At 55.6% G+C, this 11,935-nt stretch carries 12 protein-coding genes; all 12 read right to left on the reverse strand.

What is annotated here, in order from left to right; genetic code table 11:
* Positions 1-527 precede the first annotated feature (527 nt).
* The 12 genes from HMPREF1153_RS06655 to cobM all read right to left on the reverse strand — a co-directional run bounded on the left by HMPREF1153_RS06655 (position 528) and on the right by cobM (position 11,928).
* Positions 528-1,157: a histidine phosphatase family protein gene (locus HMPREF1153_RS06655; RefSeq protein WP_009646241.1), complete on the reverse strand. Its 630-nt coding sequence runs from the start codon at positions 1,155-1,157 to the stop codon at positions 528-530.
* Between the two features lie 8 nt (positions 1,158-1,165).
* Positions 1,166-2,239: a threonine-phosphate decarboxylase CobD gene (gene cobD / locus HMPREF1153_RS06660; protein ID WP_071530763.1), complete on the reverse strand. Its 1,074-nt coding sequence runs from the start codon at positions 2,237-2,239 to the stop codon at positions 1,166-1,168.
* Positions 2,240-2,409: 170 nt separating this feature from the next.
* Positions 2,410-3,237 (reverse strand): adenosylcobinamide-GDP ribazoletransferase, encoded by an 828-nt coding sequence (locus HMPREF1153_RS06665; RefSeq protein WP_009646242.1) that lies wholly within the window; start codon positions 3,235-3,237, stop codon positions 2,410-2,412.
* Positions 3,238-3,266: 29 nt separating this feature from the next.
* A complete protein-coding gene (gene cbiB / locus HMPREF1153_RS06670) occupies positions 3,267-4,232 on the reverse strand; it encodes an adenosylcobinamide-phosphate synthase CbiB (protein ID WP_009646206.1) in 966 nt (321 codons plus the stop codon).
* The gene (locus tag HMPREF1153_RS06675) at positions 4,226-5,761 is read right to left on the reverse strand and encodes a cobyric acid synthase (RefSeq protein WP_009646238.1); all 1,536 of its coding nucleotides are present in this window, start codon (positions 5,759-5,761) and stop codon (positions 4,226-4,228) included. The genes cbiB and HMPREF1153_RS06675 overlap by 7 nt, the downstream gene beginning before the upstream one ends.
* 259 nt (positions 5,762-6,020) lie before the next feature.
* Complete coding sequence (gene cobU / locus HMPREF1153_RS06680; RefSeq protein WP_009646213.1) at positions 6,021-6,578, reverse strand: bifunctional adenosylcobinamide kinase/adenosylcobinamide-phosphate guanylyltransferase; 558 nt, start codon at positions 6,576-6,578, stop codon at positions 6,021-6,023.
* A complete protein-coding gene (locus HMPREF1153_RS06685; RefSeq protein ID WP_009646208.1) occupies positions 6,571-7,977 on the reverse strand; it encodes a cobyrinate a,c-diamide synthase in 1,407 nt (468 codons plus the stop codon). The genes cobU and HMPREF1153_RS06685 overlap by 8 nt, the downstream gene beginning before the upstream one ends.
* A 12-nt stretch (positions 7,978-7,989) precedes the next feature.
* Complete coding sequence (locus HMPREF1153_RS06690) at positions 7,990-8,622, reverse strand: precorrin-8X methylmutase (RefSeq protein ID WP_006193064.1); 633 nt, start codon at positions 8,620-8,622, stop codon at positions 7,990-7,992.
* Positions 8,623-8,631: 9 nt separating this feature from the next.
* Positions 8,632-9,396 (reverse strand): precorrin-6A reductase, encoded by a 765-nt coding sequence (gene cobK, locus HMPREF1153_RS06695; protein ID WP_009646226.1) that lies wholly within the window; start codon positions 9,394-9,396, stop codon positions 8,632-8,634.
* Complete coding sequence (gene cobJ / locus HMPREF1153_RS06700; RefSeq protein ID WP_006193062.1) at positions 9,393-10,133, reverse strand: precorrin-3B C(17)-methyltransferase; 741 nt, start codon at positions 10,131-10,133, stop codon at positions 9,393-9,395. The genes cobK and cobJ overlap by 4 nt, the downstream gene beginning before the upstream one ends.
* Positions 10,121-11,173: a cobalt-precorrin 5A hydrolase gene (locus HMPREF1153_RS06705; RefSeq protein WP_009646183.1), complete on the reverse strand. Its 1,053-nt coding sequence runs from the start codon at positions 11,171-11,173 to the stop codon at positions 10,121-10,123. Before HMPREF1153_RS06705 ends, cobJ begins: the two co-directional genes overlap by 13 nt.
* Positions 11,170-11,928 (reverse strand): precorrin-4 C(11)-methyltransferase, encoded by a 759-nt coding sequence (gene cobM, locus HMPREF1153_RS06710; RefSeq protein ID WP_009646273.1) that lies wholly within the window; start codon positions 11,926-11,928, stop codon positions 11,170-11,172. The genes HMPREF1153_RS06705 and cobM overlap by 4 nt, the downstream gene beginning before the upstream one ends.
* Between the last annotated feature and the right edge of the window lie 7 nt (positions 11,929-11,935).

Genomic DNA, 11,935 nt, shown 5'->3' on the forward strand with positions numbered 1-11,935 from the left:
CGAATCGTATAAAGAAATTGTCGATTGCTTTTACAAATTTAGGAAGCGCTGATAAGATGAAGTCGCCCAGATTTGCACAGATGCGCTAGTTCTATCTAGGAGACAAACCGGAGACGTAGCGGGCTACGTCGAGGATTTGTCGACGACGAGAGAACAGCGCAGATGTGTGAAGATGGGTGGCTGAATTTATCAGTGATTCCTCAAGTTCACAATCGATGTTTCATCAAGATTCCTCTTGATGGACATCTGGCTTGAATCATATAGATGATTCATTTCTGCATTGTTTAGTTTTCAAGGAACACCGCCGAATTTCTTCGACTGTTCGCCGCTCGTTCTTCACAGGCGACTCGACTATCTTACTTCATCCTCGAGGGATTGTCAAGCACCTTTTTGAAGTTTTTTCGAGCGTCTTGCTGCCGTCCTGTGCGACAACGAGTGTTATATTACACGAACACACTCAAGATGTCAACATCTTTTTGAAAATTTTTCATCCCTTGTGCGTGCCAATGGATAAACATACGGCACAATCAGTCTTCATCAGTGAATTCGAGATGCTGCAAATGCGCGACATTATTCACATAATCAACCGTGAAGTGATTGCCGCCGTGCGTGAGGCGGCTGATCGCCGTATTCCCCTGTCGGATTCGCCAGACATATCGCAGCGGTATATGAAGGGCATACGCCAGAATCGTGCGCAAAAAGGCTCCGTGCGCTACGAGAACGACGTGCTCACCCGCATGAGCGGCAGTGATTTTCTCCAATTCTCGCGAGGCTCTTTTTTCTACATCCTCAAAGGTCTCCCCTCCAGGCGGCTTAAGCTCATCCGGTGCAAAGAAAATCTGCTTTCCGGCTTCCGGCCACTTGGTGCTGATTTGCTCGAAGGTAAGACCTTCCCACTCGCCAAAGTTCATTTCCCGCAAATTTTCCGTCTTCCTTACCTCGCAGCCAAAGCGTTCGGCAATAAACCCTGCCGTCGAAGCGGCACGCTGCAAATCACTAGAATAGATGGCATCGATCTTCTCTGCGGGAAAATGCCTGGCGAGGCATTCAGCCTGTTTCACACCTTTTTCTGCCAAGGCAATATCAGAATGCCCTTGAAAACGACCGCCGGAATTCCACTCGGTCAATCCATGTCGAACAAGATAAATCTTTGTCATACTGCATCTCATTCCTTCCAAACTTCATGCATGACTTCGAGCAATCGTTCATTGTCTGCGCGAGAACGTACAGCTGCACGCAAGTACGCCCCATCCAACCCCGAATAATTGCTGCAATCGCGCAGCAAGATTCCTCTCTCTCGCAAAGCCATAATAAGCTGTTGTAAAAACACCTTTCCCTGCTGCAAATGGAAAAGAATAAAATTCACGGAGGGTGCAAAGACCTCAATCCCTGGCAATTTTGCCAGTTCCGCAGCAAGAAACTTTTTTTCCCTGCGGACAAAAGAGCGTGCCGCTTCATGGTAGACCGTGTCGGAAAGAGCAGCAACACCTGCCGCTTGAGCAAGGAAATTCACATTCCAAACATCTTTGCCGCTTTCCAACTGTCGGCAAAGATTCGGTTCAGCAATGCCGAAGCCCAGTCGTAATCCTGGCAGGGCAAAGAACTTCGTCATGGATTGGACGACGAAGAGATGCGGATATTCGTTCGTCAGATGGCGCGAAGTATATCCCTCTCCATCTTCACGAAAATCCAAGAAGGATTCATCCATCACGACGTATGTGCCTCGCTCCTCTGCTTTTTCCAGCAGCACACACAATTCTTTTCGCTCCCAGAGACGTCCCGTCGGATTGTTCGGACTGCAAAGCAGAATGACGTCTTCCTTCGAAAACTGCTGCACCGCCGCTTCCAAATCAAGAGAAAACCCATGCTTTTTCAACAGCGGAAGATATATGACCTTCACACCTGCGGCACGCGCCGCCCTTTCATATTCGCTGAAGGACGGGACGGGCAGGAGCAGGCGCTTCGGGCGCACGATATAGAAGAAGCAGTAAAAGAGTTCCGCTGCGCCGTTGCCGAGCACGATTTTTTTCTGCGGCACATCATAAAAAGAAGCGATCGCCGTCTTCAAGGCACGCGCCTCAGGATCAGGATAATTGACGATGCCATCAACATGGGAAAAAATGGCTTCCCGCACACGAGGTGACAGGCCGAGAGGATTGATATTTGCACTGAAATCCAGCCACGCTCCGCCAGTCGGGCATTTCTCATAGACATTGCCCCCATGTTCATATTTTTGCAGAACCTCGTCCTCCCTTCTCTCATGTAAGAACCGCGTACAATATCCACAAAGTGGACGTTTGCGCGTATAGTTTTTCAAAGACAACAGAAACCCGATGTACTTTTCCTTCTACAACGGGTTCCCTTCTTCCTGCATGGAGCAGAAAGAAAGCCGAACGTCTTTATATTACACTAGCAGCTAACCGAAGAAAATACCAAAAAGCTCAAAAGCACAAGCGTTTCCGTCAATGTCGTAATCGCGCCATAGACATCTCCGGTCAAGCCGCCGAGATGACGCGTCGCATAGCTTGCAAAAAAAATCGTAAAGAGAAGCGCAGCAAATATGACCGCCGTCATGGAAAGAAGCCACGAGGACAGTCCCGCAGCGTCCAAAGGAATGATGCCGAAAAAACATGCTACGATGCCTGGAAAAAACACGAGGATAAGCGTATAAAAAAAAGCTCCGTAAAGGACTGACTTCGTGCCGCCATCTTTGAATGCCTTGCCCATGCCCACAGGACGTGCATAGGGAAAGGCGGAAATGGCGACGACCATCATCAGACGTGAAACAATGGGCATGGCGAACAGAGCTGGAAAAAGCCATGCACTTTGCAGCAGGTCAAGCAGGATCGACCAGTCAAAAATCATCAACAGGACGAAGGCAAAAACACCGTTCGCCCCCACGCGGCTGTCCTTCATGATTTCTAACATGCGCTCGCGAGAGCGTCCCGAAAACAGTCCGTCCATCGTGTCCATGAAGCCGTCGCAATGAAGCCCGCCCGTCAGGAGAATCGGCAGTATCAGCAAGATTGACGCAACGACATGATGCGGCAAAAGAATGCCGTTTTGCGGCAAAAAACTCAACAGCAGTGCGGCAAAGGCCGCATAAAGGATGCCGAGCACCAAGCCGATCAGCGGAAAATAACGCACGCTGTCGGCAAAATCCTTCTCACACCAATCCTTTTGCTCCACGATCGAAATGCGCGTGAGAAACTGCAGACCGATGAAAAACGCACGCAAAAAAACACCCCCAGTGCTTCACGTCTACACTAAAAAAGCATCCCCCTCTGCTGCCAAAGAAGGAACCCGCCATACGTCAAGAGCAGAAAAAGAATCGTGACCGTATACATGAGGCGCACGGTCTTCTGTATGTCATCGGCTTCAATTTCACGCCGCGCCTCTCCCATATAGGCGCGAAAATGCGACTCGCCGAAGTAGTAGTTGTTGCCGCCCAAGCGTATGCCGAGTGCACCCGCCGTAGGCGCTTCGGCGTGCCCCCCGTTCGGGCTTGGGTGCTTCGCCGCATCGCGATGCAGCATGCGCCAAGCGCCGCGCCCGTCGAAGCCCAGGAAAAAGGCCGCGAGCACGAAAAGAACACCCGCAATGCGCGCGGGAATGTAATTGAGCACATCGTCGAGACGCGCCGCCACCCTGCCAAAGTACAAATACTTCGCGTTCTTGTAGCCGAGCATCGAATCCATAGTATTCGCCGCGCGATAGAGCACAGCGAACGGCAGCCCGCCGATCAGATAGAAAAAGAGCGGTGCAAGAACGCCGTCAACCGTGTTTTCCGCCACGGTCTCGATCGCGGCGCGCGACACTTCCGGCACGCTGAGCTTTTCCGTGTCACGCCCCACGATCCAGCCGACTTTTCTGCGCGCTTCCGGCAGATCGCCCGCCTTCAGGAGGGCGCGTATCTCCATGCCTGCCGCCGCAAGGCTCTTCGGCGAGATCATGAAGGCGAGCAGCAACGCTTCCAGCACCATGCCCACATGCGGCAAGGGGATAAGCCCCAAAAGCCGCAGGATGCACCATGCAGCCTCGTAACAAACGACGAGCACGATGAGGGCGAGCATGCCGCCGCAGAGCAGTTTCTTCTCATTCGTATCTTCGGGACGATAAAAGCAATGCTCCAGCCAAGCGATAAGATTTCCCATCAATACGACGGGATGGAAGCGCGAACGCGGATCGCCGAGAATGCAGTCGATGAAGAACGCAAGGACAGCCGTCAGCATCCGACCTTCTCCCCCATGATTTCGCGCAGCTTATCCATATCGAGATGCGCACGCACGACGGCAGCAAGGCGGTCATAGCTCTCCTCCTTCTCGCGGTAGCGATTGCGCGTCATAGCGAGCGCAGGAAGCCCTTTCTTTTCGCGCAAGGCATTGAGAATCGCACGGCGCAGTCCATCGTGATCGAAAAATCCATGGATGTATGTACCAAAGATGTTTTCTTCTTCATTTACCGTACCTTCCGCAGCGTCACAAACTTCGCCGCGTCTCTCTTTCACGCAGAGCGGATGACTGTCCCTATCGCACAGGAACTCCGTCGTTCCCATATGAATTTCATAGCCCTTGATATCATCGACAGAAATCCGCTTGCCAAGAAACGGAAAATCCCTAGCCGAAGCTACGACCTGCGAAGTCAACTTGTTTTCATGAAATGTCGTCTGCAGACCAAGAAGCCCCAGCCCATCCGTACTGTCAAAAGAAGATTCCGTATGGTGCGGATCCAATATGCGCTTGCCAAGCATCTGGTAGCCGCCGCATATACCGATGACGGCCGTTCCCTTTTCGTGCGCCTCGCGAATCTTCGAGGCAAGTCCCGTTTTTTCGAGCCAACGCATGTCCTCCGACGTATTCTTGCTGCCCGGCAACAGAATCAAGTCGGGCGTACCGAGAGCCGCCGCTTCATGCACATAGCGTAGCGCCACGTCCGGCTCGCTTTCCAAACTGTCAAAATCCGTGAAGTTGGAAATCTTCGGCGTGCGGATGACAGCAAGGTTGAGTTCCTTCTCTTCCGCCCTTTCTGCCTTATCCTCCAAGGATACGGAATCTTCGTCGTCAATGCCCATTTCCTCGATATGCGGGATGACGCCGAGCACAGGCTTGCCCGTCTTTTTCTCCAAAAATTCGACAGCAGGGGTAAAGAGCGAGATGTCGCCGCGAAACTTGTTGACGACAAGCCCCTTGACGAGCGCTCTTTCATCCTCTTCCAAAAGCTCCAAAGTGCCGACGAGCGAAGCGAGCGCACCGCCGCGATCGACATCGGCAATGAGCAGAACGGGCGCATTCAGATACTTCGCCACGCGCATGTTGACGATGTCGTTCGCCTTGAGATTGACCTCGGCAGGGCTTCCCGCGCCCTCGATGACGACGGTTTCGTACTCCGCATCGAGACGCGCCAACGCTTCTTTGACCGCCGAAAACGCTTTGAGCGAATAGCCTTGGTGGTACTCCTTCGCTGTCATATTGCCGACAGGCTTTCCCATGAGCACGACCTGCGAGCAGGAGTTTCCTGTCGGCTTCAGCAAGACGGGATTCATGTCGACAAACGGTTCAAGTCCCGCGGCTTCCGCCTGGGCGACCTGCGCACGCCCCATCTCCAAGCCATCTTTCGTGACATAGGAATTGAGCGCCATGTTCTGCGCTTTGAAGGGGACGACGCGCCGCCCCTCCTGCCGAAAGATGCGGCAGAGCGCCGTCGTCAGGATGCTCTTTCCAACATGCGAGCTTGTCCCCATCATCATGATGTAGTTCGCCAAAAGCCATTCCTCCTGTCAAGCGATGCAGTATGCTATTCCTGTAGTATATTTTACTAGGAAAGTCCAAGAAGCCAAGCCGAAGGCGCAGGCTGATTGGCAACTTTCCTTAAGGGCGGCGCACAATGTCCACAAAATGGACGTTTGTGCGTGTAGTTTACTAGGAAAGTCCAAGAAGCCAAGCCAAAGGCGCAGGCCGATTAGGCAACTTTCCTTAAGGGCGGCGCACAATGTCCACAAAGTGGACGTTTGTGCGTGTAGTTTACCACGACACTGCCAATTTCTTGAAATCGACGGCAATGCCGCAGGAAACGACGTACACCTCATCTGCGGCACGCGCCGTCAGCTGGTTGGCAATGCCCGTGATGTCGCGATACTCGCGTGCAAGATGATTTTCCGGCACGATGCCCGCGCCGACCTCGTTCGTCACGAAAATCGTCGTACCTTCCTGCTTCTTTGCAGCTTCGAGCAGGAGGCTGATTTTCTCACGTATAAGTTCATAATTTGCCGCAGAGTCTCGGACATTCTCCAAGGCGCACAGCAGATTGCTGATGTAGAGCGTCAGGCAGTCGAAGAGGATCATATCGTGCGCTTTCCCTGCCTCCTCAATGGCAAGATGCGCGTTCTCGGGCGCTTCCCATGTATGCCAGTCCTTGGGGCGCCGCTCACGGTGCAGTTTGACGCGAAATGCCATCTCCTCGTCGTAGATGCCCGCCGTCGCAATGTAGGCGACCTTCTTCCCAAAACGCGCCGCGTACTGCTCGGCAAAACGGCTCTTGCCGCTTCGTGCACCGCCCGTGACGAGGACGATCTTACCCATGCATCTTCCTCCTCTCCCTGCTCGCTCGGCAAGCCTCAACGAAAGCCTCAGCTGCCTCAGGGCAGCCTGCAAAGTGCAGGTGCAGATACGAGCCGAGAACTGCCCCCTTGGCATAGCCTGCCGCATAGTGCGCGCCGTTCCTCATGCGCGTAAAAATAAAGGCCCTCGCCGCATCCGCTTTTTCCCCCGGCAATTCCGTCGAGAAATGGAACTCGTGACCGTGCAGTTTCCTGCCTCGCGGTCCGAGAACCGTATCGCTGCAAAGCTCCGCCTCAACGTAGCCGACCATCTGCAGTTTGCGGTTCATCTGCACGGCGGCAGGAACGATTCCCGTCATCGCATGTTCTTTGCCCTCGAAGTCCACGAGTTTTTCCATCAAGTACATATAGCCGCCGCATTCGGCATAAATGGGCACACCTGCTGCCGCCGCCTCAGCGAGAGAACGGCGCATCGACGCATTCGCCATCAGTTCCTCGGCAAACATCTCAGGAAAGCCCCCGCCTAGGAGAACGCCCGCCGCCTCAGGCAGAGCCGTATCATGCAGCGGGCTGAAAAAGACGAGTTCCGCGCCAAAGGATTCCAACACATCAAGACTCTCGGGATAATAAAAGGAAAAGGCCTCATCGTGCGCGACGGCAAGGCGCACCTTGGACGGCTGTCGCTCTGCATTTTCCCTTGCAGAAAAAAGCAACTCCTCCGTCGAGGCCAATGGCGCGGCTGCTTCTGCAATCCTTCTGAGCGCCGCAAGATCGACCGAATGTGCCGCCGCTTCGCCCATCTTCTTTACAACATCGCGCTCTTCGTTCTCCTCGGCAGGCAGAAGGCCTAAGTGACGCTCCGGCATCTTCAGCGATTCGTCGCGTCGCATAGCCCCTAGGACAGGCATGTCGATCTTCGCCATCGCCTCACGTATCATCGCCTCATGCGTATCCGAACCCAAGCGGTTCAGGAGGACACCCGCGATCTTGACCTCACGATCATAACTGCGGAAACCAAGCGCGATCGCCGCTGCCGATGCGCCCATCGACTTCGCATCGAGGACGAGCAGCACGGGCGCGTCGAGCAATTTGGCGATTTCCGCCGTGGAACTCACGCCCTTCCTGCCGCCGTCATAAAGCCCCATGACGCCTTCGATAACGGCAAGATCCGCACCTTTGGCCGTGCGTGCAAAAATCTCCTTGAGACGTTCGGCCGGCATAAGCCATGTGTCGAGATTGTGCGCGGGCAGCCCGCTCGCAAGCGCGTGATAGCCGGGGTCGATGTAGTCAGGGCCTACCTTGTACGACTGTACGCGCAGCCCCTGCGCACGCAGTGCGGCGAGGATGCCCGTCACGAGCGTCGTCTTGCCCGAGCCGCTCTGCGTCGCGGCGATGACAATGCGCGGTATCTTCTCTTCCATGGCAAAATCTCCTCAGCGCGTATTGTCTATGAGATACATGACAGCATTGACGACGGACGCCGCGATCGGGCTGCCGCCCTTCGTGCCTTCCACCGTGATGTACGGCACCTTGTCGTTCTTAGCCAAAAGTTCCTTGGAATCCGCCGCCCCGACGAAGCCGACAGGGATGCCGACGATGGCCGCCGGACGTATGCCTTCCTCCTCGACCATGCGCAATACCTCGAAGAGCGCCGTCGGCGCATTGCCGATGGCGATGATCGCACCATCGAGAGCCTTGCCGAAGGAACGCATGGCAGCCATTGAGCGCGTGATGCCCTGCGCCTTTGCTTCGGCGGCAATCTTCTCATCTGCTACGAGGCAATGCACCTCACCGCCGAAGGATGCCAGTTTCTTCTTGTTGATGCCCGTGCGCACCATCTCGACGTCCGTATAGATGTGCGCCCCTTTCTTGAGCGCCTGCTGCATCGCCTCGATTGCCTGCGGATGAACGCGGATCACCTTCGCATAGTCGACATCGCCCGACGCATGAATCATGCGCGAATACACCTTGATTTCCGCTTCGGAAAGTTTATACTCCGCCAGATACGGTGCGATGATCTCCATGCTGCGGTTCTCGATTTCCATCGGCTGTTTGATAAAGTCCATGCTGTAACCTCACTTCTCTGCTTTATGAACAAACGCCAAGACCTCTTCAAAGGTCTGCGCCATATTGTCATAGGCGATGCGCGGCCGTTCGACGATGACGAGCGGCAGGCCGAGCTTCATTGCCGCCGCAAATTTCGTATCGGCGCCGCCGACCGTGCCGCCGTTCTTCGTGACGACGACGTCCGCCTCATACTTCTTGTAAAGCTCCTCGTTGAGCGCTTCGGAAAATGGTCCCTGCAAGGCGACGATATGGCTCGGGCGAAAGCCGAGCGCCGTACATTCCTCGATGACTTCGGGGGCGGGCAGGACGCGTGCCGTCAGCACACATTTTTTCAGTGCAGGCGCTTCTGTAAACGCCTTGAGGTTGTGACTGCCCGTCGTAAGAAAGATGTTCCGTCCCAAATCCGCCGCAACTTTCGCCGCTTCCTCGTAGTTTGCGACGTAATGCGCCTTTTCATAATCGAGCGGCGCACTCTGTCTCTCATAGCGGATATACGGGATGCCGCACGCGCGGCAGGCGCGCATGGCATTTTCGGATATATTCGCCGCATAAGGATGGCTTGCATCGACGAAGACAGCGACGCCATGCGCACGGCAATACTCTGCCAGTGCTGCTTCATCGAGCGGACGATCGTTGATGACGATGCCCGGATAGCGCGACAAAAGCTCCTCACCGTAGCGGCTCACGACCGACGCCGTGACACTCTGCCCCTTTTCCAGCAGAAAACCCGCAAGCTCCCTGCCGTCCTGTGTACCTGCTGCCACGAAGATCATACTTCGTAGCCCCGCGGCGTGATCATGTAGCCTTCCTTCACATAGGTGCGGCTATTGCCGATGATGACGAGCGAGAACATGTCGATCGTTTCCTTCGTGAAGTTCTCAAGCGTCGAAATCGTCTTGCTCTCCGCTTCACGCGCCGCATGGTTCACAATGCCGACAGGCGTATCTGCCGCACGGCAGGCAAGGAATATCTCGCGGATCTCCTCGATGTTCTGCACGCGCTTCTTGCTCTTGGGATTGTAGAGCGCGACAACGAAATCAGCTTCCGCCGCCGCCTTGGCACGCTTCTTGATGAGTTCCCACGGCGTCAGGAGATCGCTGAGACTGATGACGGCAAAGTCATGCATGAGCGGTGCGCCCAAGATCGAAGCCGCCGCATTGACCGCCGAGATGCCGGCGATGACGCCGCCGAACTCGGGGCGATCGCTCGCTTCGCGCTGCAAGAGAAGTTCCAAGACGAGTCCCGCCATGCCGTAGACGCCGGAATCGCCGCTCGAAACGACGACGGTATCTCTTCCCTTCGCCGCCGTTTCCACCGCCATGCGGCAGCGGTCGATCTCCTGCATCATGCCTGTGCCGATGACCTCGCGCTCACCGATGAGGTCTTTGATGAGCTTGATGTACGTCGTATATCCTGCGACGACTGCCGCTTCCTCAATCGCCCGCTTCGCACGCGGCGTCATATCCTCCAAACTTCCGGGACCGATGCCCACCACTGTTATTTTTCCCATACAAGTGCCACCGTCACTTTCTCAAATCTCGTCTTGGCAAGGGCAAGTCGTCCTGCGGGGACGCTCGCGAGCGCTGCAGCTTCTGCGACGTTGCCGATGCCGATATTTTTCTTGACAAAAGGAGACTCAGAAAGCCCATAGGCGTCGATTGTCTCCTGCATTTTTTCGTTGGAATGGAAGCGAATATCGCGCTTGAGTTCCGCGCTCAAAGCAAGAAGTCCCGCCTCGTCCACCTTCACCTCTGTACTCGCGAGAAGCGATACATCTGCGATGTTGCGCCCGATCTTCGTGAGAGCCGCTTCCAATGCCGCCCGTATCTCCGACATCTCCGTGCCGCGTCTGCAGCCGATGCCGGCAACGAGACGGCGCGGCACGAGGCATATCACATCTTCTCGCCGCACACTTTCATCCGCCGTGATGAAGGCCGTCAAGCCTTCCTTCGGCGGAAGCTCCCGTCCGAACAGCGCCGTCAACCGCATATCGTCAAGCCGCTTCTTGTAAAAGCTCGCACGCGCGAGTTTCTCATCAATTACATAGCGAATCGCCTCACCGTCAAGCACGGCGCTGTTGAACCGCTTGATCTGCTCCTTCGGCGAGGGGCGCAGCGCAAGGCGCGCGGCGGCGACATCGACGGCAAGCTTCTTCTGCACGTCCGTTGCCGTCGTGATGACGGGATCTGCGCCAAGCGATGCCGCAAGCTCGCGCGTCAGCTCGTTCGCGCCGCCAATGTGACCCGAAAGCAGACTGATGACATGCTGTGCCTCCTCGTCGAGCACGAGAACGGCCGGATCTTCCAGCTTGCTCTTCAAAGAACCCGCAATCATGCGCACGGCAATTCCCGTTGCCATGATGAAAACAAGCGCATCATACTGACGAAACGCCGCCTCAACCTGCGGCGCGAGGCGCTTATAAACGCGTACTTCCGCCGGCATTTCCTGCCCTGCCTTGACGAAGATGTCGACGCTCGCATCGAGTGATGCGCGAACGCGAAGAGCCGTCTTCGTGCCGCGCGGCGTCGCCGTAAAAACCGCGCATCTCATTTGCTTGCTTCGCGGAACATATGGCTGAACTCCGGCGCGTAGAGGCGCGAAAGCTCATAGTCCGCGCCGAGGCAGCGGCTGACGACGATCATCGCCGTGCGGTCGATGCCCTTGTCGGCAATTTCCGCCACGATGGTTTCCAATGTCGCGCGCACGATCTTCTGCTCGGGCCACGAGGCGCGCTGCACGATGGCGATCGGCGTATCAGGCGCGTAGCCGCCCTCGATAAGCTCCTTCACGACATCCGCGAGCATCGTGATGCTGAGGAAGATGCACATCGTCGCCTGATGTGCGGCAAGCGAGCGCAGCTTCTCCCGCTCGGGCACAGGCGTACGCCCCTCGTTGCGCGTGATGATGACCGTCTGAGAGATTCCGGGAAGCGTATACTCCTGCTTCAAAGCGGCAGCCGTCGCGAGGAAGGAGCTGACGCCCGGCACGACCTCAAAATCAATCCCCTTCTTCTTGAGCGCATCCATCTGCTCTTGAATCGCACCGTAGATGCTCGGATCGCCTGTATGAAGGCGCACGACCATGAGATCTTTCGCCACGGCTTTCTCTATCGTCTCAATGACCTCGGGGAGCGTCATAGAGGCGGAATCGTGAATCTCCGCGCCTTCCTTGGCAAAGTCCAAAAGGGCGGGATTGACGAGCGAACCCGCATAGATGATGACGTCGGCCTTTTGCAGCAGCTTCTGCCCCTTGACCGTGATGAGCTCGGGATCGCCTGCGCCCGCGCCGACAATGTATACCTGCATGTTCTTC

It is taken from the genome of Selenomonas sp. CM52 (genome assembly GCF_000292955.1).
Lineage (GTDB): Bacteria > Bacillota > Negativicutes > Selenomonadales > Selenomonadaceae > Selenomonas.